This window comes from Sphingobacterium sp. NPDC055431 (assembly GCF_053644255.1).
Genome location: NZ_JBSHLH010000020.1, coordinates 21942 through 48046 on the forward strand (window position 1 = coordinate 21942; position 26105 = coordinate 48046).

Consider the following 26105-nt stretch of genomic DNA (forward strand, 5'->3'; position numbering starts at 1 on the left):
ACTAGGTGATTTTCAATTACTACCCTATTTTTCCAATTCTATTTGAGTTAAAAAGCTGAAATTTTGATTTTGGAACAAACAATTCGACAAAAATTGAGATATTTAATAGAAACATTGGCTGATACATGGAAGATCTGTTCAAAATATATAAGGTAGATAATAAAGAGGCATTAAACATACAAAGCCAGAGCAATGAGCCCCATAATCATCAATTTGAGGAACTCATCATTGGAATGAAAGGAAAAATTGAGCATTTCATCGATTTCAAAAATGAGACCTATACAGCTCCTTTTGTTTGTTTTGTAAGTCGAGGGAAAATCCATCGGATAGTGCCGATGTTGGAAAATGGAGCCTGTGATTTTTGGGTACTGCGATTTAAAAGTGAATTTATTCCTGAAACCACCTTTAACCTATATGGTTATTTCCATGATAATGCGAACCTGGCTTTCCCTGCGGGACGGTGTTTTGAACGGCTGGAGCAAATCTGCAAAATGATATACGATGAGATGCAACAGGAAAAGCCTGAACTTGCCATTGTAAGGGAATTATTGAACAGCTTATTTACCATGATCGAAGCAGAAAGGAAAAAGCAACAACCCGACCATTTGAACCTCTTTAAAAATCAAGACATTACGTTCAAGAACTTCCTCAACATTTTGGAAGAGAACTTTCGCAGGCCTGAAGGCGTAAATTATTATGCAGAGAAGCTCTTTATGAGTCCCCGGAACCTAAACAGCATCACCCAAAATATTCTCCAACAGAGTGTTTCCGAAATTATTGAGACCCGAAAACTCATTGAAGCCAAAAACCTGTTGATCAGCAGCAATAAAACCATTTCAGAAATTGGTTTTGAATTGGGTTATTCCGACAAGGCCTATTTTACCAGTGTTTTCAAGAAGAAGTCAGGACAGACGCCCACGGAATTCAGGGAAGAAATGAACCGCTTGATTTCCTAATTCTTATACATTTCTTCCAAATTCTCATACCACCGACCAACATATCCTAGCGATATTTGTAAATACATTGGAAAGGAATTTATAATGGAAGATATGACTAGAAAACAGTTTTTAGCTGCAGCCGCCACCTTGCCTTTGGCAGGTGCCGCAGTGAAGTTGAAAAGTCTGAATAAATTTATAGATGGACTGAACAGTAGCAGCAATATGCCGGTGCTGTTTTTGGGCCATGGTAGTCCGATGAACGCTATTGAGGACAATGAATTTGTTCAAGGGTTCAAAAATATAGGTAAGGAAATCGAAAAACCAACGGCTATCCTCGTTATCTCGGCTCACTGGGAAACCAAGGGAACCTATGTAACGGCAATGGAAATGCCAAGAACCATCCATGATTTTGGTGGATTCCCGCAAGCACTGTTCGATGTACAATATCCGGCTCCCGGCTCTCCTGAATTGGCAGCGGCAGTAAAAGATATCGTGCACAGCAAAGAGGTTCACTTGGATGATAAATGGGGCTTGGACCATGGATCTTGGTCGGTAGTAAAACACCTCTACCCCAATGCCGATGTTCCCATTATCCAAATGAGCATCGACTACAGCATGCCTGCCGCCCATCATTATGCATTAGCCAAGGAATTAGCTGCCCTACGCAAGAAAGGTGTATTGATCATCGGGTCAGGAAACAATGTACATAACCTGAGAATGGTGTCTTGGAAGCATCTCAACACGGTTGGTTTTGCTTTTGATTGGGCACAAGAGGCTAACGAAAAAATGAAGGAATATATTTTGGACGGCAACCACCAACCTTTGATAGACTTTCAAAAGCAAGGTTCTGCCTTTCAAATGGCAATTCCTACAGCAGAACACTATCTGCCAATGATCTATGCTTTGGCCCTGCAAGAGAAAAATGAAGATCTACAGATATTCAATGATGCCGCAGTAGCTGGTGCATTGACCATGACATCCTTTAAAATAGGTTAATACCTGATATTTAGAAGGTTAATTGTTAAGAAGCTATCGAGAATTCGATAGCTTCTTTTTTGTTTTCTATTCCTGCCATTCACCGAAACGAATTTTTTGCAGGGTTTTTTCGCCGAATAATCTTCAAGTTTTACCGAGTTTTCCAAAGGCCTTGCCTATTCTCCCTGTTCGCGCCTCTGTTTTACATATACCTTTGAATCAAACAATTACAAACATAAAAACTAATAAATTAAAAATTCAAAATCATGAAAACGCTAATCTCACTAATCGCAGCAACAGTATTTACACTTGTCAGTTCATTTGTATTTGCTAACAGTAAACCAGAACCTGTAAAGTTCATTAAGGTAGAATCTATTATCGATCACTATATCGATGCCACCAACAATGGCGAAGTAGCATTGGTAGACCATCTATTCACTGAAAACTTCAAATACGCAACGCCAAACAACGGTCAACGTGAGCTTGTTGGAAGAAGTACCTTGGTCAATCACTTGAAAAAGCAAAAAGGAGTAAAATTAAGAGCTGAAACATCCTACAATTTCGTGGAGAAAAACGATGACTGTAGCATTGTAAGAATCGCCACTAAATTTGAGCATTTCACTAGATATGATTATGTAACCCTATGCAACAACAAAGACGGATGGAAAATAAGCAATGTAACCGTAACATACCCTGTAAAATAAGTCCCTCTTCGTTTATAAGTAGATTTTTGCCCAAAAGGTGTAACTGAACGTTATGCCTTTTTTCTTTAATACCCCAACCCATTCTTAGTCTAGGCTTAACCTAGTTCCCAAGAGCTAGAACCAATGAATTTGTAATCAGGGAAAATTTCTGTATTTTCAAATTCTTAAACCTATTTAAAAAATGAAAAACACTATTCTTTCACTGGCAGCAGTAGGCCTATTATTTTGCAGCACAAGTCAAGCACAACAAAATCCTGTTTTCGAAGGCTGGTATGCCGATCCCGAAGGCATCATTTATAATAATGAATATTGGATATTCCCAACATATTCTGCTCCGTACGAAGAACAGATTAAGTTTGACGCCTTTTCCTCAAAAGATCTTGTAAATTGGAAAAAGCATCCGAACATCTTGAACAATACGGAGGTAAAATGGGCCAACAAAGCTATGTGGGCTCCATCTGTAATTGAGAAAGATGGAAAATACTATTTCTTCTTTGGAGCCAACGATGTGCATGAAGGAGAAATTGGTGGGATTGGGGTAGCAGTAGCAGACAAACCTGAAGGTCCGTACAAAGATTTAATTGGAAAACCATTGATCAATGAGATCGTTAATGGCGCTCAACCCATAGATCAATTTGTATTCAAGGATAAAGATGGCCAACACTACATGTTTTATGGTGGTTGGGGACATTGTAATGTTGTGAAATTAAGTGACGACTTTAAGAGCCTTGTTCCATTTGAAGATGGAACCATTTACAAGGATGTAACTCCAGAAAACTATACCGAAGGTCCATTCATGTTTATCAAGGACAATAAATATTACTTTATGTGGTCTGAAGGCGGATGGACAGGTCCTGATTATAAAGTAGCCTATGCCATTTCAGACACACCATTTGGTCCATTTGAAAGAATAGGCACAGTGCTTCAGCCTGATCCTAAAATCGCATATGGTGCAGGGCACCATTCGGTGATCAAGATCCCTAATGAGGACAAATACTATATGGTATACCACCGTCGTCCATTGGATAAAAAAGGAGCCAATGAACGCGAAACCTGTATCGATGAAATGAAATTCGATAAAGACGGTAAGATCCTGCCTGTACAGATGACATTTGAAGGCGTAAAGCATGTCTTGAAATAATGGATAAGAACCAAAAAGAAAAGCCATTCCTATACATGGGAATGGCTTTTCTATTTTTAACCTTATCTTAGTAGCCTCAAAGCATTTAACATGAAATTCGGAAAAGTAGACGATCCTAGCCATATTGATTTTTCTCTGCCAGCGACTCCCATAGAGACCGTCAAATTGTTGAACAAATATAAAAAAGATGATGATTTTGAAATGTTTGTGGGCTACCCGAAATGGTCAAAGGCTGATCTGAAAGGCTTTTATCCACGCGGTACGAAAGATGAACTGAACCTCTATTCCCAAAACTTCAATGCAGTTGAATTTAATGGCACATTCTACCGATCACCGAGCAAGGAACAGGTCTTGATCTGGAAGAACAGAACAACGGAAGATTTTAAATTCTGCCCGAAGTTTACCAATAGCATCAGCCATTATTCTAGATTAAACAATACCGATGAAAAGGTTGCGGCCTTTGTGGATTCTACGGTGCTTTTTGAAGAAAAGTTGGGCATGGCATTTCTGCAAATGCCAGAGAACTTTAGACCAAAGGCATTTGAAAGGTTGGAAGGTTTTTTGGAACGATTTCCAAAAGGATACCCCCTCGCCTTTGAAGTTCGTCATGAAGAATGGTATAATGACAAAGAGGTTTTAGAGAAATATCTGAAACTGCTGACCAGCACCAGGACAACCAACATCATTGTGGACACACCCGGGAGAAGGGATATGCTGAACTTTAGGCTGACCACTCCGGTAGCTTTTATACGATTTGTGTCATCTACCGAAATACATGACAAAGAACGGCTTGCCAATTGGGTCCTGAAGCTTAAAGAGTGGAAAGATGCGGGTCTGAAACAGGGTTATTTCTTTATCCACCAAAAAATTGATCCCGAAACTTCTTTCTTATCGACTGATTTTGTTGAAGAACTCAACAAAGAACTGCACTGCAATATTCCAATAGCAAAAAAGACGCTCTAAAAGCGTCTTTTTGTATTTCTGTTAAGGATATACCAAAGCTCCCGAAACGTTCCAAAAGCTAAAGCTATCGCCTTCGCGAGGTCCTTGTGGAATCTGTACTCGTACGGTATGTTTTCCAGCTTTCAGATCTCCCAAATCTATAAAGACAGGATTGGTAACTGTTCCTGGGCACCAATTCGACCTGCTCAAGTCGGAAGAAGACAATCCATCTTCAAAATTCCCACTGACTGGGTTATATAGTCGGTAGCTACCGCAATCTAATCGCCAAGGAGTGAACTGTGCCTGCAATTTACCATCCATAAAAATCTTATTGGGTTTAGGGACAAACTCATCTCCATTCCCCCAACCACCATGGCCAGTAGTAATATATCTTAGCTTTGCACCTTTGATATCCTCTGCTAGGTCAAAGGTCAACTCCAATCCCTTTTCATCAGCAAACATGGTCGGATAGATCTGACCGCCCATTTCCATGATATTAGTCGTATTGAACAATGGCATAATCTTCATACCACTTGCATAATTGGATCCACCGGGATGAATGGTCAGCTCTAAACTAACCTTGTGGCCACCTTTGTCATAGTTTCCAATATAAGTACCGATATATACTTCCTTGCCTGAAAGCACGGAAAGGAATTCGGAAATATCTTGCCGGTAGATTACGCTATCTTGCCAGGTTTTACCCTTTAAAGCCAATCGATCATTAAAGTGAGAGACTCCAAATGGGGTAAAAAATCGCATGAGCTCAAATACTGGCGAGAATTCTGAAGTACGGACCATACCAGGATAACTGACACCTGCAGAGTCTGTGACCTTTGGAAGGGTTTCCATTCCATTTTTCATTCCATCCAAAAAACTGATTTTTTGATCTTCAGCAATCAAGAAAACCGAGCCAGTCCTGTCATAGGCATCGCCATTTGATTTTTCGATCAACTGGATAAAGGCTTGGCTATTTTCGTCGACCTGAGGAACCTGTACTTTTTTGAGTATGACGGTACCTTCTGCAAACCTGAAAATAGAATCAGATTTGATTCCCGGTTGAAAACAGATCTGTTCATTTTGGAAAATAGGAATATGTACGAACCTACTCTTCCAAAGCTCGTCCCTATAGGATAGTTCATCTAGCAAATCTGCCTTATTAATTTCCGGAAGGTCCTTTGGCCAAGCTTTAAGCTTCTCAATTGAAGCAGCGACTAGCCCAGAATTGCCATTTCTGCGGTATTCTAATACCAATCCTAAGCCTTGCCCCAAGTCATTTGGAGCTGCATTGATCGATAGATCATTGCTGTATAATAATTCAATCTTATTGGAATTGACTGAGGTAACCGCTTTTTTAGTCTTATGCTTTAAGATTTCAGTTCCAGCACCCTGTTCTTCATAAGCATACTTAGTCAAGGTTGTACTATCCACGGTACTGATCTGCTTTGAGGCAGATAAATAGGCAATCCGATAGACCTTTTTATTGGAATAATCAAAACTGGAGACCTCTGCAGGATAACGTGCAGAACCCGAAACCAAACTCTCCTTGGTAATGAATGATTTTCCTTTCGTGGCGAAAACCACCACTGGATCTTGCTTCATCATGGCACCATCACGAAAATAATGGTAGGTGATTTTATAGGTTTCTTGGCCAAAGACGAGGTTGGCCAGTGAAAGAAACATTATGAGTACGAATCCTCTTTTCATTTTCAAATATTAATAGACTTCAATAGTAGTACCGTTTTCCATGGGATGTGAGGTACAGATCAAGCATCTTCCATTGTCCACCTCCCTGTCTGTCAAAACCTCATTGTAATCCATCCTGACAGCTCCTTTGGTAACTTGGGAGATGCAGGTACTGCACATTCCCGACTTGCAGGAATATGGCAATTTGATCTTATGCTCTAACCCGATGTCCAGGATCGTCTTATCGTATGGAATGGTCATTGGATAGTCCTTGCCCTGAAACTTCAGGACAATATCATAGCTGGTCATGTCCACCGGTTCTTCTTCCTTCTCGTCCTCGTCTTCCTCTTCTTCAGGGAAATGGAAAGTTTCCCTTTTGATATCCGCTTCCGGAACACCCATTCCCAATAAGGTAAAGCGGACCAAGTCCATATAAAACAGAGGTCCACAGGTGTAGAAAACAGCTTCCTGCCCATCATTTAAATGCTCACGGATAAGATTCAAGATATAGTCCCTGTTCAATCTTGCTGTCAAAAGGTTCTTGCTGTTGGACCAGATAAATTCAACATGCAATCGGTCCGGGTAGTCAGCTTGCCATTTTAGGAGCTCATCATAAAAGATGGTCTGCTCCTTGGAGCTATTGCTGTAGACCAAGACCACTTTAGTGCCAGTTTCCGCCACTAATGCAGTTTTCAGAATGGAAAACAAGGGAGTTACCCCTACTCCAGCCCCGAAAAGAAAAATTGTTCTTTTATTGTCTTCCGAAGGGATATAGGTAAATAATCCCTGTGGGTCCATTACTTGGATTTCATCGCCAACCTGCGTTTTATGGTGAAGCAATCTCGAAATCTCGCCATTATCCACCCGCTTTACGGTAATCTCATAAGGTTCATCAACCACCGGACTACTCGAAAATGAATAGGAACGTCTGACTTCGCGCTCACCAAAAGCAAAAGCCAAGGTTAAAAATTGCCCTGCTTTATATGGGGGATAGTTCCCTGAAATATCTTCAAATCGAATGGATATATTGTGATTGGGTTGTTGAATGATCTCTGAAATCCTGAATGTAAACATGATGTTAAAGATAACAGCTTACAATAGAATTTTCAAATAGAAATAGTCAATAGGACATCAATAAAACATAAGTAGGCAGCATTTTCCATAAATAATTGCGAAGCGGAGGTATTCCATAGTAAGTTTAAGTTGGCTCAGCGAGTTAGGCACAAAAAAAGAGGTTTAACCTTGCAGTTAAACCTCTTGTGTTATTTTGTTGAAGCCTTGGATTAAAGCTTACGTTTTACTTCTACTTGTTCGAATGCTTCTACAATATCTTTCTCTTGGATATCGTTGAATCTCTCAATGCTCAAACCACATTCGTAACCTTGTGCAACTTCTTTCACGTCGTCTTTGAAACGTTTCAATGAAGCTAATTTACCGGTATGGATTACTACACCATCCCTGATTATGCGCACATCGTTATTTCTGTTGATCTTACCATCAAGAACCATACATCCGGCGATTGAACCGACTTTGGAGATCTTGAATACCTCACGGATTTCAACCTCAGCAACGATTTTCTCTTCAAGTTTCGGTGCCAACATTCCTTCCATCGCAGATTTGATCTCTTCGATCGCATCATAGATGATGGAGTAAAGACGGATATCAATCTGTTCGTTCTCTGCCAACTTACGAGCATTTTGAGTAGGACGAACTTGGAAACCGATGATGATCGCATCTGAAGCAGAAGCTAATAATACGTCTGACTCAGAGATAGCACCAACTGATTTGTGAATGATATTAACTTGGATTTCATCCGTAGACAGTTTCAATAATGAATCGGATAATGCTTCGATTGAACCATCCACATCACCTTTAACAATGATGTTAAGTTCTTTAAAGTTACCGATCGCAAGACGTCTTCCGATTTCGTCAAGGGTAATGTGCTTAGTAGCACGCATACCTTGTTCACGTTGTAATTGTAGACGTTTGTTAGCAACTTGACGAGCTTCAGATTCACTTTCCATAACGTAAAGTTTATCACCCGCAGTTGGAGCACCAGACATACCTAAGATCTGTACCGGCATGGATGGTCCTGCTTCTTTTACGCGTTCGCCGCGCTCATTCGTCAAGGCCTTAACTTTACCAGAATAAGATCCCGCTAAGATTGGATCACCAATTTTCAAGGTACCTCCCTGTACAAGTACAGTCGTTACAATACCTCTACCTTTATCTAAAGCAGCTTCGATAACCGAACCTACAGCACGTTTTTTAGGGTCTGCTGTCAGTTCAAGTAATTCTGCTTCTAATAATACTTTCTCTAATAATAATTCAACGTTCTCACCAGTTTTAGCAGAGATTTCTTGAGCTTGGTATTTACCACCCCAATCCTCAACTAAAATGTTCATGATGGATAGTTGCTCACGGATCTTATCTGCATTTGCACCAGGCTTATCCACCTTGGTGAAAGCAAATACGATAGGAACGTTTGCAGCCATCGCGTGGTTGATTGCTTCTTTTGTTTGAGGCATCACCGCATCATCCGCTGCAATCACGATAATAACGATATCCGTTACTTGAGCACCACGAGCACGCATCGCCGTAAAGGCTTCGTGACCTGGAGTATCTAAGAATGTGATTTTCTTACCACCTTCTAATTGTACTGCATATGCACCAATGTGCTGGGTAATACCACCGGCTTCACCTTTGGTTACATTCGCTTTACGGATGTAGTCAAGTAAGGATGTTTTACCGTGGTCAACGTGTCCCATTACCGTAACGATAGGCGCTCTAGGAACCAAACGAGTTTCATCGTTTGCTTCTTCTAGTTCTGTTGTTTCCTCATCCTCAGGTTTGATAAATTCAATTTGGAATCCGAATTCATCCGCAACGATTGCCAATGTTTCAGCATCCAACCTTTGGTTGATCGAAACGAACATACCCAAGCTCATACAAGTACCGATAACCTGAGTAACAGGAACATCCATTAAGTTTGCCAATTCATTCGCTGTAACGAATTCTGTTACGCGCAATACTTTTGACATTGCTGCTTCTTCCATTGCTGCTTCTTCAGCAGAAAGCGCTATATCATCACGTTTTTGACGGCGTAATTTCGCACGTTGAGCAAATTTACCGGATTTACCAGCACCGCTCAAGCGAGCAAGTGTTGCTTTGATTTGATCTTGGATTTCCTTTTCAGTAGGTTCTTCCTTCGGTGTATCAGGTTTTCTGTTTCTATCATTACGACCTCTGTTGTTACCATGACGGTCGTTGTTAGGATGATTTCCACGGTTTGGTCTGTTTCCACCTTGGAATGGAGGGCGATTTCCGCCATCTTGTCTGTTGCCCTGTTGTTGTCCATGTCCCTGTCCAGCTTGACCTTGGTTTTGACCTTGTTGGCCTTGACCTTGATGTCCTTGACCTTGATGGCCTTGACCATGTCCAGGACCACCATGTCCAGTGTTAGGTTTGTTCGTACGCTTGCGCTTACGTTTGTTGTCATGTTGGTTCCCACCAGCATTATTTGACGATGAAGCAACTGGCTTGTGTGGTTTAGATACAGGCAACTGGATCTTGCCGACTACTTTAGGACCGCTTAAAGTCTCTGAACGTGCGCGGATTACATCATCGACAGGTTCGGCTTTAGCAGCAGGTTTTTCTACTTCTTTATTTTTTTTCACCTCTTCAGGTTGTTTTTCTATCTTTTCAGATTTCTGTGGCTGTGCAACCTTCTCAGGCTGTACTGGCTTTTCTGTTTGAACTGGTGCCTCTTCTTTCACAGGTTGAGCAGGTTTTACAGGTTGTTCAACAACCGGCTTCTTCTCTTCAACTTTGGCGACCTCTTCTTTCTTAGGCTCTACTTCCTGTTTCGCAACTGGAGCTTCTTCTTTCTTAACCTCTACTTTCTTCTCTGGTTCAGCAGGTTTTTCTTCTTTAGGCTCAGGTTTAGCAGCTGGCTTACCACGCTTCAAACTATCCAAGTCTATCTTACCTACCACCTTCAGCGCTGATCCCGAATCTTCTTTCTTCGTATCCTCAGCAGGCTGGGCATTCTCCGTAGAAGCATTTTTAATCAGGATTTCCTTCACATCAGCAGGGCTTTCCTTTTCTTCAGTAGATTCAGGGCTAGAGCTAGCAGTGCCTGTGGCTGGACCTTCTTCACGGCGAATCTTGCCGATAACTATTTGTTTAGCCTCGTCTTTAACAATCTTATCACCCTGAAATTCTTTCAAAAGAACGCCATACATCTCAGGGCTCAACTTCGAACTTGGTTTAGAGTCTACATCAAACCCTTTCTTAACCAAATATTCTACAGCCGTGCCTATCCCAATGTTGAGCTCTTTTGCCGCCTTAAGCAAGTTTATACTTTTACCTTCTGTCATCTACTATTTCCTAAATATAATTTCGTACTACAAAAATATGTTTTTTTACAAGGATTTAACAATTTATTATAAATTGTTAAACCCTCAGATTCGAACTTTTTATTATTCGAATTCCGCTTGTAAAATACGTAGGATCTCGCGAATGGTATCTTCTTCTAAATCCGTACGTCTTACAAGTTCTTCTTCGGACAGTGCTAATACAGATCTAGCTGTATCTAAACCAACGCGTTTAAACTCGTCGATAATCCATCCGTCAATTTCATCTGCAAATTCTTCGATGTCCACATCTTCCTCTTCTTCTCCGCTTTCACGGTAAACATCGATTTCATAGCCAGTTAATTTACCGGCCAATTTAATATTGTGCCCACCACGACCAATTGCCAAAGAAACCTGATCTGGTTTCAAGTAAACAGCCGCAGTTTTGTTTTCTTCATCAATCTTGATTGAAGTAATACGCGCAGGACTTAATGCACGCGTAATATATAAAGAGTGGTTGGTTGTAAAGTTGATTACGTCGATGTTCTCATTGCGCAGCTCACGAACGATACCATGGATACGAGATCCTTTCATACCAACACAAGCTCCAACTGGATCGATACGGTCATCATAAGACTCTACAGCTACCTTAGCGCGCTCTCCTGGTTCACGAACGATCTTCTTAATGGTAATCAAACCATCAAAGATCTCAGGAACTTCTAATTCAAACAATCTCTGCAAGAATTCCGGAGCAGTACGTGAGATAATAATCTTAGGATTATTGTTCATCATGTCAACTTTGTCGACAACCGCACGGATGCTATCTCCTTTTTTGAAATAATCCGCAGGGATTTGCTCATTCTTAGGAAGGATCAATTCATTTCCATCCTCATCTAATACTAAGATCTCTTTTTTCCAGATCTGATAAACCTCACCAATCACCAACTCTCCTTCACGATCTTTATATTTCTTGAAGACTTCGTCTTTCTCAAGCTCAAGGATTTTAGAAACCAATGTCTGACGAGCTGCTAAAATCGCACGTCTACCAAAGCTTTCTAAAGTAATTTGCTCAATGTAATCATCTCCTACTTCTAAATCTGGATCATATTTGTGCGCTTCTTCCAATTCGATCTCTAGATCATCATCTTCTGAGAAACCATCTTCCATAACTACACGCGTACGCCAGATCTCTAAGTCACCGTTATCTGGGTTGACAATAACGTCTACATTCTCGTCAGTTCCAAAACGTTTGCGGATCATACTGCGGAACACCTCCTCCAAAACGGTAATTACGGTTGGACGGTCGATGTTCTTAAAGTCTTTAAACTCTTGAAACGAGTCAATCAAGTTTATATTAGTACTCATTCTTATTTAAATGAAATTAACACCTTTGTTTCCTTTATATGTTCTAAGGGAATTTCAGCTTGTTGCAATACAGCTTTCTTTCCTTTTTCTTTTACTTTCTCTTCTATGCTGATCGACCCGTCATTGATTGCCAATAACTGCCCTTCTCTTTTGGTTCCATCCTGCATCTTAACCTGAACATCTCTACCGATATTCTTCTCGTACTGTCTGTTCAATAACAAAGGGGAATCAATTCCTGGAGAAGAAACCTCCAAGCGATAGGCTTTATCAATTACGTTTTCTTCTTCTAAATGAAAACCAACATGGCGACTCACTTGAACACAATCTTCAATTGCGATCCCATTATCTCCATCCAGAAGAATCTCTAAAACGCCATTCTTTAAAAACCGAACACTTACAATAAATAAATCCGGTCTGTCGGCGATTTTCTCTTCTACTAACTCGATTACTCGATTTTCAACCTGCATATTTTAAAAAATGAATTAAAAAAGGGGGCATACCATGCCCCCTTCCTTTCAGATAGTACAAAGGTACAAAATGTATTTCTTATTTACAAACCATGAATTAGATGTTAATTTTTATCGACTACTGAATTGATAGTTTTCTGCATTTGCGCCATCATGGTAGACAAAGCTTCCAAGGTCGGCTCTGGATTAGGCTCAGGTAATTCTGTACTCACAAAACCCTTCGCCTTCCACACCTCCAATATCTCATTTGCAGAAACCCAATATGGTTCGTAGGTCTTATTGTCTGATACCAGTTTCAGACCTTTATCTTCTTTAAACTTCTGACCAATCCTCTTATAAACGATCCCCTCGTCTGAAGACACGATCACATAAGTCTGGCCAGGTTTGATATCATGCCAATTCTCTACATATTCAGCGATGATCAATGATCCCGAGGCTAACGGCAACATGGAATCACCTTTGATCTCAAAAGCCCTATAGGTACCTTGATTGAACATCGGCAAAGAAAACTTTGGCAGCTCACTAACATATTCAGGATCTGCATAGCCATTCAAATATCCAGCACTCGCCTTAACCGGAACTAACTCAATATTTTCTCTATCATTGGAATCAACGGTCACACTTAGTACCCTCAGGTTGGAGGCATTGCTTTTTGGAGTAGGCTTCCATTTATCATCAATCTCATCATTGGCCAATTCATCCATACTCAAATCGTAGAACTCTGCTATCTTTTTTAGCAACTCATATTTAGGCTCTGCCCTATCCTCTTCATACGCGCCTACAGAAGCACGCTTAATTTCCATTAAATCAGCAAACTGCTGCTGGGTTAATCCTTTTTTCTTCCGAAGATATTTAAGATTTGATGAGATATTAGCCATAGATTTTTTTATTTAATTTTTGGAATACTAAATTTATTAGTATTATTGTACCAATAAAATTAGCAAAACGACTGCAAATTACCAAATAATTTAGCTAAAACAAGAATAAAATGAATAAATACTATACTTATATCGCAACAGATTCTAATCGCAAATTCTTACAGGCGGGATTTAGCCAAGATTTAAATTCAGTTTATCAAGATTTTCAGAGCACACAGGAGCCTACGCTCTTTTCCTTTGCCATGTTAAACCGTATCGTTCTAGTGGAAACCCATAACAGTTTGTTTGAAGCCGACAGAAGATTGCAGGAACTAAATTCTATGGGAAGGATTGTTAAAGAAAGATTGATCCGCAAGTCAAACCCTAATTGGCTTAGCTTATGTCCCAATCTATCAAAATTCGGCGCAAACAAAAAAGCCGTTGTTTATGCATAAGCTATAAACAACGGCCTTAACAACCTTTCCCTACACTAATCTCACTCTGCTCTCGCTCTTTTCTAAGTAGTTAGACTACCAACCCGGCGCAAAGTTTAATCCAAAGGTTCCAAATTTCTCCCTTGTAGGATTATTCAACTGAATAGCATAATAAGGCTCTAATATCATTGCCCCAAACAGGTTCACACGAAGTGATATACCAGCACTGAACACTGGCATGGTTACCCTTGGGTCATAACTGCTATAGGTCTGTCCATTGATGTTTTCACTAACGATATCATCATCTGTCTTCTTCCATTTCACGATACTGTTATTGCTCCAAGCCAAACCGCCATCAATAAAGAAGTTCAGGTCTGAAAATAGCAACCCCGAAGGTATTACGGCCAGTTTCTCAGGTCCTGTAAATGGCAATCTCACTTCAAAGTTTCCAACGACCATCTTAGAACCTGACAGGTCATTGTAGCCAATCATACTGTTAGGACCAAATGAATTGGACTCAAATCCACGGACCATATAAGGATAACCTATATATATATTGTAAAGCCTGTCGGCATCGGTTCCCATACGCATATAAGAATACACCCTTGCTGCGATTGTTACCGGTTTGATCCTTTGGTATTTTCTCAGATCGACATTCAGTGCAGTAAAACTATAGGTACCGAAATACTGCTCCGCACCTAGCCTGTATCTGAAGCCTTGCAAAGGAGCTGCAATACCGAAAACGGCGTTATCACCGACAAAACCTGCGTTTACCTGCATGAGGTTAAAAGGATCCAGATTAGATACACCTAAAGCTTTTGCGGCCTCATCATTAGGGACACGCTCGCGGTTGCCATAATAGTTATAATAGCTTTGGGTAAAACGGTCAACACGGTATGAGTTATAAGAAATGGCTCCACCAGTTTCAAAACGATGGTGCCTGTTAAATGGATAGGCCACGAACGCATCAGCCTGGCTCTGGAAAGACCTCACCAAATACTGATCGATCACCGGCTCTACGCCATTACCTAAATCCCTTTGATCAAAGTTATAGAAGCCAAAGCGGTATGGAATATGCGATAAAGATCCACCCCAATTCCAACGGCTTCTCTGATTGATATAAGCTACCTGCCCACCAAAATCATAGATTTCACCATTGATGTTCAAGGCTGCAAAAATCTGGTTGTAACCTAAGATATCTGAAAACATCCCTTGGATACCAGAGTTTATTCCTGCTCCGTACCTAGAACCCACGGACATCCCGACTCCACTATTCGCCAAGTAATCCAATTTGAATTTTGGTTTATATGGGATGTTCTGAATTTGCGAATTTGAGATCCTTCCATAAGCATTGAAGTTGTAAAGGTTGGTATTCACCACATCAACCCCTCTACTCTGAACTGGTGGCAACATGGCTGCCTCAAGGTTCACGACACCCGGATCAACGGATTTGGTTTCAAACTCAGAACTTTTCGCTTTATAAATTGAGAAGGAATTATTCTTGAAATAAGAATAGATGATGTCATCATTGGCAGAAACGCTCATTGCCGGTGAGTATTCCGTAATTCCACTGATCCCCGTAAAGAAATCAGTCATTCTCTCCACATGACCACCGTCTATCACGATACGGTACATATTTCTAAACCCATCACTATTTGACAAGAAATAGATCTCTTTTCCTGAAGATGAAAAATGAGGGTTTAGATTATTTGCCCCTGGAAAAACAGGGATATTTTTTATTTCTTTCGTATTGACATCGACAACAGCCAAGCCCATTGGAATATCAACGCTTCTGCTTGAAGATTCCAAGGACATCCTGTCCGTACTGAATACGATATACTTTCCATCCCTTGAAAAACTAGGTTGGAAATCTGAATATTTATCGTCAGTTAACTGCTTTAGGTCTTTTGACTCCAGATCATAGGTATAGATATCACTTCTTCCATTCTTCAAACCGGAGAAAGCCACCAAACTTCCATTTGGCGCCCAAGTAATATTGGTAAACTCTGTAATATCCCCCATTGCCTGCACCGTCAAAGTCCTACCCGTACCAATATCCACGATCATCAACTTATTCTTTCCCTCACTGAAGACAGAGAAAGCAAACTTCTTGCTATCTGGAGAAAATGTACCGGCAGATTCTATAAAACTAAATTCATCGATATCCTTATTGGTGAGTCGGCTCCCCAGCTTCCTTACAATATTACCCGTTTCGGCATCGGCCAGGAACAGGTCGATACTGAACATATCCATCTCAGACAAGAAAACCACATATTTACCATCAGGAGAAATTGCAGGAGAAACATTCATCCTTCCTGCATTCTTGGTAGATAGCAATAACTTACCAATCGGATTAGAAGTCGTATCCTTACCTATATTTCTATAGGAGTTCTCCATACTGTTCTTCCACAAGGTAGACATGGTCTGGGCATCATAGCCAAAAACACGTTTTATTGCGTTCTCATATCCGTATTTTGCAGTCTCAATAAATAGAGGCATAATTACGGTATCTCCATAAGTTGACCCTAAATACGACCAGAAAGCCTGGCCATACCGATAAGGGAAATACTTGCTTGACTGTTCTGTCATCTGCCTCAAGCTAGGCAGGTCATTTCTAGCATACGAATCGCGCATCCACATGGATGTAAAAGCATCTTTCTTTCCAATTGAAAAGTACTCAGCCATCCCTTCTACCATCCACAACGGCAGGTTTGCAATATTCTCCAATCGCGTTGAATCGCCACCTTCGATCAACACCCTATACTGGAATGCATGGACCAATTCGTGCCCCAATACATGCCTAGTCTGTTGGTTGATCTGCATGATCGGCATCACGACACGCTGTTTAAAAGCTTCCGTTACACCACCCGTACCTACACTGATCTCTCCCGAAATAGCGGTTGTTTGCTGGAATTCAGGATGGTTATTATATAGGATAATTGGGTTTTTTCTCGAAAAGGTATCTTGAAAGACCTGTTGATGCAATTCATACCACACCTCAGATTCCTTTGCAAGCCAATTCATCATGGAATCATTTTGCAAATAATAATAAATATTGAAATGTGGGGTATCATAAACTTTGAAATCAAGCTTCTTATACCTCATCTTATTCTGCCCGAAATATTGGGCACTAGCTTGTCCTGGCATCAAGGCCATACATACTGCCAAAACAAGATTAATGCATAAAATTCTCGCAAATAGCATATGGTTAAATTTCATAACTGATTATTAGTCAATAAAAATAATAAAATCAATTCACTTCAGTCGATTAATTCGTCTCCTCCTGTTGCTCTTCCGTGTTATTTTGATTAAGTAAATCAGGTAGAACAATATTAGGAATCTCAGCATCAGGATTCAAGCCCTCGGTACTGCTACTATCCTGACGAACACGCACTCTAGGTCCTGGACAGTTGTATTTCTTGGTAATTTCAACTGTTGATTCCGGAAATTTCCCAAAGGTCACCCCTAATTCAGGATGTTTATAAAGCTCTTCCATAAACAGGGCATAGATCGGTAATGCAGTCTTAGACCCTTCTCCAGTTGCAGAACTCTTAAAATGTATGCTTTGTTCATCACAACCTACCCACACTCCAGCAACCAAATCTTTCGTTACCCCCATGTACCAACCGTCAACATAATCTGAAGAAGTACCTGTTTTACCACCGATTTGATTCTCATCCTGAAAAAGGTCCCATTCCCATAAAGCTTGGGATGTGCCCCCCGACTCTTCGATGGTACCCCTAAGCATATAGCCCATTAACCAAGCATTTTCAGCAGTAATTGCCTCCTTCGTAGTGGTTTTGAATTCAGCCAATACCTTTCCATCCTTATCTTCAATCCTTGAAACCAATACAGGCTCCGTACGCTTTCCTTCATTCATGAAGGTGCTATAACCCCTGACCATTTCAAAAACGGAAACATCATTCGAGCCCAATCCAACTGACGGCACCGACTCCAATTTACTATCAATACCACATTTATGAGCCATCTCCACAACCTTATCCCAACCTACTTTCTCTGTGATCTGTGCAGTAACCGTATTTAATGAACGAGCCATGGCATGTCTTAGCGACAAGTCACTGTGAGAAAATGACCAATCCGCATTTTTTGGCTCCCAGATCTCATGTTCCCCTTTATTGTTTATGAATTCAATTTTTACTGGCTTATCGGTGAATTTATCACATGGTGCCATACCAGACTCCAAGGCTGCTGCATAAGCAAAAGGCTTAAAGGTAGATCCAGCCTGTCTTTTCGCTTGGTTTACATGGTCAAATTTGTAATAGTTGTGATTGATACCACCAACCCAAACTTTAATATTTCCATTGTATGGGTCCATGACCATCATTCCTGTATTCAACATGGTCAGGTAATGTTTCAGCGAATCCATGGTCGAATAATCCACTTTCTCCATTCCATCCCAGGTAAAGACCTCCATGGATTTTTTCTTGTTCAACTCCTCAAAAACCTTGGCTTCATCATTGTATTTTTTCATCAATGATGCATAAGCCGGAAGTTTTTTCGCATGGTCTTCCAAAAAATTAGGGATCACATTACCTTCTTTATCTCTCCATGGCAGATCATTTCCCCAAACATTGTCCAGACGCTGTTGCAATTCCTTCATCTTGGTTGAAACAACAGTTTCAGCAATTTCCTGCATCCTGGAATCAATAGTTGTATATATTTTCAGACCACTGGTATAGATATCAATTTCGTTTTCTTCACCCCATTCTTCCAACCATTTTTCGACTGCCGTACGAAGGTAGGAATCGTTGGAATTGCGAACTTCCTGATTATTCAGGTTCAAGCCCAAGGAATCTTTACTCAGGGTTGCTACTTCATCCTTTTTCAGATAACCTTCTTTTTCCATTTGGTTTAGAACGACGTTTCTACGTTGCAGAGCGTTCTTAGGATTTCTGATTGGATTATAATAGGTAGTACCCTTCAACATACCGACCAAAACAGCAGCTTCATTGACGGTAACTTCACTTGGCAGCTTATCAAAATACCTTACAGATGCCGACTTAATACCGTAGGCATTATTGCTAAACGAAACGGTATTCAGGTACATCGTCAAGATTTCTTCTTTGCTGTATTTGCTCTCCAATTTGAAGGCAGTCATCCATTCCTTGTACTTTGTGACCAACAGACCAACTCCCGGGATCTTCCCTAACAGTCCTTGAGCATCCTTGTAGCGAGTTCTATATAAATTCTTTGCAAGTTGCTGGGTAATAGTACTTGCACCTCGATCACTTCCACTTAAAGTTGAAAACACTCCGCCAAACAACCCAATAAAATCCACCCCATGATGCTTTCTAAAACGAACATCTTCAGTAGCAATTAGGGCATTAACGATATTTGGAGAAATACTATCATAAGGGACAGGATCACGATCTTGCTTGTAATAGCGACCGACTAAAACAGAGTCGGCGGTAAAAAGTTCGGAAGAAACATTCAGTTCAGGCAACAATATTTCTTTCTTAGTAGGCGATGATCCGAACAAGCCTAGGAAGTTAATTTGTACCGCGCAAGTAAATAAGATAATAAAGTAAATAACAATCAGTGCGATACGCAAAAATTTGTTCCGGACTCGTCTAAACATACGGTAAATATGAACAAAACTTTGGAAAAAATCATATCAATTCGCCCAAAAATGAACCTTGAAATGAAAATTAACGAAATTTAACAAATGAAATTTTTGGTTTTTAACTAGGCTGTTTTTCCGAGACTTATAATAGCAAAAACTGTTCCTAAATTCTCTTTTGTTTACAACAATTTTATCTTATTGAATATTATTCCCTATTTTTACCTGACTTATTTATCGGGGACATGTTAAAGCAAACACTACAACAAAAATTATTACAGAAACTTTCACCGCAACAAATTCAATTCATAAAATTGCTTCAGGTACCTACTGTATCATTAGATGCCCGTATCAAAGAAGAACTTGAAGAGAATCCAGCCTTGGAAGATGGTAGTTTGACCAACATGAACGACCCTGTCGAAGAATACCCAGACAAAGATCCGGATGACGACTTCAACATGGAAGACAATAGCTATGATGACGAATTCAGCGTAGATGAATATATCCAGGAAGACGACTATAAAGATTACGGTGGAGGTTATGACCATGATGATGAGGATGGTAAAAAAGAAATCCCTATCGCAGTCCAAGACTCCTTCTTTGAAAATCTTCAAAATCAGCTTGACTTACTTGCCCTTTCTGATAAAGATTATGTACTAGGCCAACAAATCATCGGTTCCTTGGATGATGATGGTTATCTGCGCCGACCTATCCTTTCTCTGATCGACGACCTAGCCTTTTCCCAAAATGTCATCGTTGAAGAAGATGAGGTTGAAGAGATGCTGAAAATTGTTCAAACCTTTGACCCAGCGGGAATTGGCGCCAGAAATCTTCAGGAATGCTTGAGCATACAACTTCGTAAGAAAGATCAAAATAATCCAATAATTCAACAGGCCCAATTGGTTGTAGAGAACTACTTGGATGAATTCACCAAAAAACATTACGATAAAATCGAAAAGCAATTGGGAGTAAACTCCGAAGAGCTTAAAGAAATTGTAAACGAAATCTTAAAACTGAATCCTAAACCAGGCGATTCAGGAGCTGTTGCTGGTAAGCAATTGCAGATTATCCCAGATTTCCATATCTCCAACAACGACGGTGTCCTGCACCTGACCTTAAATGGCAGGAACGCACCAGAGCTTCGTGTGTCCCGCTCCTACCAGGAAATGTTTGAACATTACGAAAAAGCCGAAAAGAACGACAAGAAAATGCGTGAGGCCGTTCAGTTTGTTAAACAGAAACTGGACTCTGCAAAATGGTTTATCGACGCCATCAAACAAAGACAGCAGACTTTGTTGAAAACCATGAATGCCATTATGGAATATCAATATGACTATTTCTTAACAGGTGATGACAGAATGCTGAAACCTATGATCTTGAAGGATATTGCCGACAAGATCGAAATGGACATTTCAACGGTTTCCCGTGTTGCGAATTCCAAGTATGTCCAAACCGAATTTGGCACTTTCCTTTTAAAATCTTTCTTCTCTGAAGCCATTCAGACTGAGTCCGGTGAAGAGGTTTCCAACAAGGAAGTCAAGAAAATCTTGGAAGAATGCATCGCCAATGAGGATAAGAGAAAACCTCTGGCAGATGAGAAACTAACAGAGATTTTAAAAGAAAAAGGCTATTCCATTGCCCGTAGGACAGTTGCAAAATATCGCGAGGCCATGAATATCCCTGTTGCCCGCCTGAGAAAAGAATTATAGAAAATTTTTATTTGACACTTGCATATTAAAATATAATCTACTAAGTTTGTAGAGTATTCAGAATTGCAGATGCAATACCAACCGAGTGACAGACACCGCGGTGGTAAATCGATACGGGCAACAAGCCAAAATAAACGAATATTGCAAAGTCTTTTAAGACGCCTCTGAATGCAATTATGGTTAAACCCTTTAAACATTAATTGTATGTCGAACACAACAAAACCCTTACACCAGCACCTAGTGGAGAAATTCCACCACTATTCCACCAACGAATTAGTTGTATTGAACAATGATTTGGTAAAATCCAATTGGGGTGCAAACAAAACAGCTTTTAGGACTGCATTGATTTCCGCACTATCCAATCGCGGAATCGATCTGTCAGCCATAATCAGTACGGAAGACGGCTTTACCCAGATCCAAAGTGTCCCAGTGAAACTATCTGAAAATAAATTAATTCCTTTATGTTAGGTTAGGGAGATGTGAGATATGAGATCTGAGATGTGAGATATAAAGGTTAATACCTTTGTACTCACATCTCAATACTTTAAAAATGAGTCAGTACGGTTAATATCTCAATACTCATATCTCACATCTCAATACAATAAAAATGAGTCAGTACGGTTAATATCCCAATACTCATATCTCACATCTCAATACTATCCCTAAAACCTCCCTATCGCGTACAGTGCGAACGTTCCTAGCCAATGGCTTCCCATATAGTCGTCTTCAGCACTTAAGTTAGCTATGGAGAAGTTAAAATGTTCTATAGCATTGCCTTTTAAATGCTTCAAACTTCCATCGATTTTACTGATGCCGGAAAGACATGCTGCTCGGCTATAATTCAAACCATCCAAATGAACCAATTTACCGTCCGTCCTATCCTTAACTATTTCGGGTTTCAATTCGAAGGAAGGGTCAAACAATCCTGGCATAAATCCTTTCAACCACGTTAAATACTCATTCTTTTCCATCAATTTACTCATCAAATAAGCTTCTTCTAAACATGGGGAAAGAAAATCATATCCACTCGGTTCATAGGCCAGATCACAATTCTTATCGTTTTGGAACAAACGCATTGAGTTTTCTTGAATGGATTTCTTAAAGGCCTCATCCCCTACGGAATTGGCATAATCCAAAGAAAGCGATAAACTAAAGGCCGAATTATCATGTTGTCCCGCCCTAATTGGGTATACCAATTTTGGGAGATATTCGATATATCGCTTGACCAACAGATCCACTAATGGCTGTAAAGCCACTTTCCAGCGCTGCCCATCCTCATCTTCCCAATTTGCCAGTTCTTCTTGCAACTTGAACAGCCAAGCCCAACCATAAGTCCTTTCAAACCCTAAATTGTTCTTGTCATTGAAAAAAGCAATTTCAGTTTGCACATTCTCAGGCGTAATATGGCTATTCAACACTTTCCTCATATTCCCTTCTTTATCTAGTTCAGGAAATGCCTTCAGCAATTTTATTACTGACCAATAACCATGAACAGAGGAATGCCAGTCAAAACATCCATAAAAGACAGGCCGAAGGGATTTGGGCGATTTAAGATCAGCTCCTGACCCCAAGACTTGGCCTAACTTATTGGGATACTCCACCTCAATACAATGGGTCGGCATGGCATAAATTTCCTGTGCTAATTCAAGGGATAATTTCACGTCTTCGACTTGCACTCCTTCTTCATTTTTCGATGGGTTATTGCAACCATAGAACAAAAGAACCGTAAGCGCAAAGATGTTTGAACATATTTTTTTCATACTAGTAAAATTGGCAATATATTTGAGTTATAAAAATAACATTTATAAACAATAACAATCTACAATATGAACATTAGTGACTTAATTTCAGGAAGCATTGGTTCACAAGCTACTGAAGGAATATCAGAAAAATTAGGACTTGATAAAAACCAAACCCAATGGGTTGTTTCTGCAGCTATCCCATTGATGATGTCTGCCTTGAATTACAATGCGCAAAAGGGCCCTGAACAAGCTCAAGGCATACAAAAAGCATTGGATAACCACTCTGGGGGGATATTCGATAACCTAGCAGGATTATTTAATCAAGGACCAACAGAAGATGAAGATAAAATTGTAAATCACATCTTTGGTCGCAACACCGATACGGTAAAACAATCCCTTTCTGAAAAATCAGGAATTAGCATGGGGAAAATCGGTGGCATTTTAGCACTATTGGCTCCTTTGGTAATGGGTTATTTAGGTAAAAAGAAACAAGCTGACGCTGGAACTGGCGGCGGAGGGATTGGAGACCTTTTAGGAAGCATCCTTGGAGGTGGCTCGTCAAATGCCGGTGCTTCAGGAGGCGGAATCGGTGATTTGATCGGAAGCGTATTAGGAGGCGGTGGTTCTAGCACTGCTAGCTCATCACAACCTAATATTGCAGGTGGTTTAGGTGATTTAGTTGGACAGTTTTTCGACCAGAAAAACGACAATAGTGCTAAAGGCAACATCTTGGATAGCCTTGCTGGAATGTTTGGAAAATAAACGAATAATTATACAACCACAAAGGGATTGGTCAATTTGATCAATCCTTTTTTTATTTTATTCCATCCGATTGCGAAAACGATTATATTTACACATGCAATCTAAAATAAGCTTCAAAAACGATTATAGTGAGGGTGCTCACCCCAATATATTAAACCTTCTATCCCAAACCAATCTTGATCAGGAAGCCGGTTATGGGGAAGATAACCTCAGCCTAAAAGCAAAATCTTTCATCAAAAAAAGAATCAACAATCCAGATGCTGAGATCTATTTTGTTTCTGGAGGTACCCAAGCAAACATGCTGGTCATTAGCCATCTCCTTAAACCATACGAATCCGTGATTGCTGCCGATACCGGACATATTGAGGTCCATGAAACTGGTGCCATTGAAAATACAGGACACAAAATCAATTGTATCCCCAACAAAGATGGTAAAATTTCCATTCCGGGAATACAAGCTGCCCTAGATTACCATACCGACAACCATATGGTCAAACCTGCTATGGTCTATATTTCGCAGTGCACAGAAATCGGAAGCATCTACAGCAAAGCAGAATTGGTAGAAATCTCCTCATTCTGTAAATCAAATGGATTGATATTATTTGTAGACGGTGCTAGGCTGGCTACTGCACTGACTTCAGCCTATGCTGACCTGAACATCGAAGATTTAGCAATTCTTGCAGATGTATTCTACATCGGGGCAACAAAAAATGCTGGATTATTAGGTGAAGCCATTGTATTCAAAAACAAAGAACTCGCTCATGGTTTCGATTACTATATCAAGCAAAAAGGAGCTCTAATGGCTAAAGGTCGAATCTTAGGGGCACAATTCTACGCACTGTTTGAAGACAACCTGTTTTTTGACCTAGGAAAACATGCCAACCAAATGGCCGCTAAAATAGCTGATGCATTCCAATCCAGAGGCTTTGAATTCTCTAGCAAACCCGTTAGCAACCAAATCTTCCCTATCCTTCCATATTCCGCCATAAAAGAACTCCATAAAAAATATGAATTCTATGTTTGGCAGAAGTTAAATAGTGATAAGGCCGTGGTACGGATAGTGACCTCCTGGGCAACAGCTGAATCAGTCATAGATCAGTTTATCGCAGATCTTCCTCAGGCTTTTTAGGTTAAATAGCCATAATTCCTTATTTTAGGAGAATACCCTAAATCTAGACTATGACTGTAGAAGAATTTGTGATATTGGTAGATCAACAGGACAATGAAATTGGCCAAATGGAAAAACAAGAGGCTCACCTTCAAAACCGAAAACATCGTGCTTTCTCTGTATTCCTTTTGGACGATCAAGGTAATCTGATATTACAACAACGTGCGGATTCAAAATACCACAGCCCCGGACTATGGACCAACAGCTGCTGCGGACATCCTCGACCTAATGAGACAACAATAGAAGCTGCCAAGAGACGAACTTTTGAAGAACTGGGAATCCACATAGACATCAAAGAGGTTTTCCAGCTGAGCTATGAAGAACACCTAGAAAATGGCCTTTGGGAAAATGAATTTGACCACATCTTCATCGGTAATTTCAATGAGGATATCCCAAACCCAAATCAAGATGAAGTTCAAGCTCTAAAATATAGCAGTGTTGCTCAAATCGAAAATGACCTCAAGAAAAACCCACAAGACTATACCTTCTGGTTTAAACTGATATTCCCTAAGATTAAACATTTATTAGAGAAATAAGACCATAGACATAAGACCTCAGAAGTGTAAACCTTCTATTTTCTCACTTCCAACTCTGAATAATAGCAAGATTCTGTTCGATTCTCTTTAATTCATCTAATCAGCCTTTTGGATAAAAGGCATTAGATTACTAAAGCTCTTGTGTCTTATGTCTTAAATCTCCTAACCTACCACCATTCTGCATTTGGCAAATAATAGTGGGCTGTATCTTTTTCATTTTGCCAAGGAGCCAATTCAAATAAATAGCCTTTTTGACTGACTTTCCAGGGATAATTGTAATCATATTCACCCCAACGAAATTCAACCTTATAGGTTTTTCCATCTGAACTCGTCAAGGTCCCAAACAGTCTGGGATAAGATGAACCAGAAACCCCATTGGTATACATGACAGCTTTATCAAAAACTAACTTGGCATTGGCCTCAACCGAATCGCTCAGTTTGATGACAGGTTCTTCGGCTTGCAACATAGCTGTATAGGACTTCCAAGAAGTTTGATTGGTATCAGACATCGCATAAGGATAATCCTTTTTTGTAGGGGTTTGCTCCATAAACAATCGCACTGGTCTATTTGTTACCAATTCCTTGCCCAAAACCTCCTTATATGGTGCTTTTTTACTGATGTTGGTAGACTTGGTCTTAACGGTCTGAATTATAGCAAGTACAAACAGAAAGAAGCCAACAATAATGCAAATAATAAATATCTTGATCACCTTTTTTGCAGTTATACCCTCTTTTATTCCCATATA

21 protein-coding genes and 1 riboswitch are annotated in these 26105 nt (G+C 40.1%); of the genes, 11 read left to right on the forward strand and 10 right to left on the reverse strand.

The annotated features are described in order from the left end of the window. Positions 1-125: 125 nt before the first annotated feature. From ACWIB3_RS15585 to ACWIB3_RS15605, 5 genes are all read left to right on the forward strand, one after another. Positions 126-956 (forward strand): helix-turn-helix domain-containing protein, encoded by an 831-nt coding sequence (locus ACWIB3_RS15585; RefSeq protein ID WP_454292072.1) that lies wholly within the window; start codon positions 126-128, stop codon positions 954-956. Positions 957-1049: 93 nt separating this feature from the next. After that, a complete protein-coding gene (gene ygiD, locus ACWIB3_RS15590; RefSeq protein WP_454292073.1) occupies positions 1050-1934 on the forward strand; it encodes a 4,5-DOPA-extradiol-dioxygenase in 885 nt (294 codons plus the stop codon). 245 nt (positions 1935-2179) lie between these two features. Continuing rightward, the gene (locus tag ACWIB3_RS15595; RefSeq protein WP_185213722.1) at positions 2180-2617 is read left to right on the forward strand and encodes a nuclear transport factor 2 family protein; all 438 of its coding nucleotides are present in this window, start codon (positions 2180-2182) and stop codon (positions 2615-2617) included. Between the two features lie 181 nt (positions 2618-2798). Next, entirely contained in the window at positions 2799-3758 is a 960-nt protein-coding gene (locus ACWIB3_RS15600) for a glycoside hydrolase family 43 protein (RefSeq protein WP_185213721.1), read from the forward strand. 90 nt (positions 3759-3848) lie between these two features. Then, a complete protein-coding gene (locus ACWIB3_RS15605) occupies positions 3849-4721 on the forward strand; it encodes a DUF72 domain-containing protein (protein WP_454292074.1) in 873 nt (290 codons plus the stop codon). Between the two features lie 21 nt (positions 4722-4742). Here ACWIB3_RS15605 and ACWIB3_RS15610 read toward each other — a convergent pair whose 3' ends face one another. From ACWIB3_RS15610 to ACWIB3_RS15635, 6 genes are all read right to left on the reverse strand, one after another. Then, positions 4743-6404: a PNGase F N-terminal domain-containing protein gene (locus ACWIB3_RS15610; RefSeq protein WP_454292075.1), complete on the reverse strand. Its 1662-nt coding sequence runs from the start codon at positions 6402-6404 to the stop codon at positions 4743-4745. 9 nt (positions 6405-6413) lie between these two features. Then, positions 6414-7457, reverse strand: a complete 1044-nt coding sequence (locus tag ACWIB3_RS15615; RefSeq protein WP_454292076.1) for a 2Fe-2S iron-sulfur cluster-binding protein — start codon at positions 7455-7457, stop codon at positions 6414-6416. A 209-nt stretch (positions 7458-7666) separates the two neighbouring features. Next, the gene (infB, locus tag ACWIB3_RS15620; protein ID WP_454292077.1) at positions 7667-10762 is read right to left on the reverse strand and encodes a translation initiation factor IF-2; all 3096 of its coding nucleotides are present in this window, start codon (positions 10760-10762) and stop codon (positions 7667-7669) included. A gap of 102 nt (positions 10763-10864) precedes the next feature. Next, on the reverse strand, positions 10865-12103 hold the full coding sequence (nusA, locus tag ACWIB3_RS15625) for a transcription termination factor NusA (RefSeq protein WP_313261810.1): 1239 nt from the start codon (positions 12101-12103) through the stop codon (positions 10865-10867). Between the two features lie 2 nt (positions 12104-12105). Next, on the reverse strand, positions 12106-12570 hold the full coding sequence (gene rimP, locus ACWIB3_RS15630; protein WP_185218373.1) for a ribosome assembly cofactor RimP: 465 nt from the start codon (positions 12568-12570) through the stop codon (positions 12106-12108). A 104-nt stretch (positions 12571-12674) separates the two neighbouring features. After that, complete coding sequence (locus ACWIB3_RS15635) at positions 12675-13448, reverse strand: XRE family transcriptional regulator (RefSeq protein WP_185218374.1); 774 nt, start codon at positions 13446-13448, stop codon at positions 12675-12677. 110 nt (positions 13449-13558) lie between these two features. Here ACWIB3_RS15635 and ACWIB3_RS15640 point away from each other — a divergent pair, with 110 nt between their 5' ends. Next, complete coding sequence (locus ACWIB3_RS15640; protein WP_185218375.1) at positions 13559-13882, forward strand: GIY-YIG nuclease family protein; 324 nt, start codon at positions 13559-13561, stop codon at positions 13880-13882. A 75-nt stretch (positions 13883-13957) separates the two neighbouring features. On the opposite strand, the gene ACWIB3_RS15645 is transcribed toward ACWIB3_RS15640, so the two are convergent. Beyond that, positions 13958-17080, reverse strand: coding sequence for a peptidase MA family metallohydrolase (locus tag ACWIB3_RS15645; RefSeq protein ID WP_254527810.1), 3123 nt, complete (start codon positions 17078-17080; stop codon positions 13958-13960). A 49-nt stretch (positions 17081-17129) separates the two neighbouring features. Further along, positions 17130-19460: a transglycosylase domain-containing protein gene (locus ACWIB3_RS15650; RefSeq protein ID WP_454292078.1), complete on the reverse strand. Its 2331-nt coding sequence runs from the start codon at positions 19458-19460 to the stop codon at positions 17130-17132. 227 nt (positions 19461-19687) lie between these two features. Between ACWIB3_RS15650 and rpoN the strand changes: the two genes are divergently transcribed. Together rpoN and ACWIB3_RS15660 are read left to right on the forward strand one after the other, a co-directional pair. After that, on the forward strand, positions 19688-21151 hold the full coding sequence (gene rpoN, locus ACWIB3_RS15655; protein ID WP_185213712.1) for an RNA polymerase factor sigma-54: 1464 nt from the start codon (positions 19688-19690) through the stop codon (positions 21149-21151). Positions 21152-21199: 48 nt separating this feature from the next. Then, a riboswitch (SAM-I-IV-variant riboswitch) is annotated at positions 21200-21294 on the forward strand. 61 nt (positions 21295-21355) lie between these two features. Beyond that, a complete protein-coding gene (locus ACWIB3_RS15660; protein WP_185218377.1) occupies positions 21356-21619 on the forward strand; it encodes a 5-oxoprolinase in 264 nt (87 codons plus the stop codon). Positions 21620-21813: 194 nt separating this feature from the next. Here the strand turns inward: ACWIB3_RS15660 and ACWIB3_RS15665 are convergent, their stop codons facing one another. Continuing rightward, entirely contained in the window at positions 21814-22911 is a 1098-nt protein-coding gene (locus ACWIB3_RS15665) for a DUF2891 domain-containing protein (RefSeq protein ID WP_454292079.1), read from the reverse strand. A 66-nt stretch (positions 22912-22977) separates the two neighbouring features. Here ACWIB3_RS15665 and ACWIB3_RS15670 point away from each other — a divergent pair, with 66 nt between their 5' ends. The 3 genes from ACWIB3_RS15670 to idi all read left to right on the forward strand — a co-directional run bounded on the left by ACWIB3_RS15670 (position 22978) and on the right by idi (position 25359). Further along, a complete protein-coding gene (locus ACWIB3_RS15670) occupies positions 22978-23655 on the forward strand; it encodes a DUF937 domain-containing protein (protein WP_313261803.1) in 678 nt (225 codons plus the stop codon). 94 nt (positions 23656-23749) lie between these two features. Continuing rightward, a complete protein-coding gene (locus ACWIB3_RS15675; protein ID WP_454292080.1) occupies positions 23750-24784 on the forward strand; it encodes a threonine aldolase family protein in 1035 nt (344 codons plus the stop codon). Positions 24785-24834: 50 nt separating this feature from the next. Next, positions 24835-25359, forward strand: a complete 525-nt coding sequence (idi, locus tag ACWIB3_RS15680; RefSeq protein WP_454292081.1) for an isopentenyl-diphosphate Delta-isomerase — start codon at positions 24835-24837, stop codon at positions 25357-25359. Between the two features lie 167 nt (positions 25360-25526). Here the strand turns inward: idi and ACWIB3_RS15685 are convergent, their stop codons facing one another. Next, positions 25527-26102 (reverse strand): hypothetical protein, encoded by a 576-nt coding sequence (locus ACWIB3_RS15685; protein WP_185213707.1) that lies wholly within the window; start codon positions 26100-26102, stop codon positions 25527-25529. Between the last annotated feature and the right edge of the window lie 3 nt (positions 26103-26105).

Coding starts and splice junctions, on each gene's coding strand:
- ACWIB3_RS15585 (WP_454292072.1), top strand. CDS start 126: ATGGAAGATCTGTTCAAAATATATAAGGTAGATAATAAAGAGGCATTA.
- ygiD (WP_454292073.1), top strand. CDS start 1,050: ATGACTAGAAAACAGTTTTTAGCTGCAGCCGCCACCTTGCCTTTGGCA.
- ACWIB3_RS15595 (WP_185213722.1), top strand. CDS start 2,180: ATGAAAACGCTAATCTCACTAATCGCAGCAACAGTATTTACACTTGTC.
- ACWIB3_RS15600 (WP_185213721.1), top strand. CDS start 2,799: ATGAAAAACACTATTCTTTCACTGGCAGCAGTAGGCCTATTATTTTGC.
- ACWIB3_RS15605 (WP_454292074.1), top strand. CDS start 3,849: ATGAAATTCGGAAAAGTAGACGATCCTAGCCATATTGATTTTTCTCTG.
- ACWIB3_RS15610 (WP_454292075.1), bottom strand. CDS start 6,404: ATGAAAAGAGGATTCGTACTCATAATGTTTCTTTCACTGGCCAACCTC.
- ACWIB3_RS15615 (WP_454292076.1), bottom strand. CDS start 7,457: ATGTTTACATTCAGGATTTCAGAGATCATTCAACAACCCAATCACAAT.
- infB (WP_454292077.1), bottom strand. CDS start 10,762: ATGACAGAAGGTAAAAGTATAAACTTGCTTAAGGCGGCAAAAGAGCTC.
- nusA (WP_313261810.1), bottom strand. CDS start 12,103: ATGAGTACTAATATAAACTTGATTGACTCGTTTCAAGAGTTTAAAGAC.
- rimP (WP_185218373.1), bottom strand. CDS start 12,570: ATGCAGGTTGAAAATCGAGTAATCGAGTTAGTAGAAGAGAAAATCGCC.
- ACWIB3_RS15635 (WP_185218374.1), bottom strand. CDS start 13,448: ATGGCTAATATCTCATCAAATCTTAAATATCTTCGGAAGAAAAAAGGA.
- ACWIB3_RS15640 (WP_185218375.1), top strand. CDS start 13,559: ATGAATAAATACTATACTTATATCGCAACAGATTCTAATCGCAAATTC.
- ACWIB3_RS15645 (WP_254527810.1), bottom strand. CDS start 17,080: ATGAAATTTAACCATATGCTATTTGCGAGAATTTTATGCATTAATCTT.
- ACWIB3_RS15650 (WP_454292078.1), bottom strand. CDS start 19,460: ATGTTTAGACGAGTCCGGAACAAATTTTTGCGTATCGCACTGATTGTT.
- rpoN (WP_185213712.1), top strand. CDS start 19,688: ATGTTAAAGCAAACACTACAACAAAAATTATTACAGAAACTTTCACCG.
- ACWIB3_RS15660 (WP_185218377.1), top strand. CDS start 21,356: ATGTCGAACACAACAAAACCCTTACACCAGCACCTAGTGGAGAAATTC.
- ACWIB3_RS15665 (WP_454292079.1), bottom strand. CDS start 22,911: ATGAAAAAAATATGTTCAAACATCTTTGCGCTTACGGTTCTTTTGTTC.
- ACWIB3_RS15670 (WP_313261803.1), top strand. CDS start 22,978: ATGAACATTAGTGACTTAATTTCAGGAAGCATTGGTTCACAAGCTACT.
- ACWIB3_RS15675 (WP_454292080.1), top strand. CDS start 23,750: ATGCAATCTAAAATAAGCTTCAAAAACGATTATAGTGAGGGTGCTCAC.
- idi (WP_454292081.1), top strand. CDS start 24,835: ATGACTGTAGAAGAATTTGTGATATTGGTAGATCAACAGGACAATGAA.
- ACWIB3_RS15685 (WP_185213707.1), bottom strand. CDS start 26,102: ATGGGAATAAAAGAGGGTATAACTGCAAAAAAGGTGATCAAGATATTT.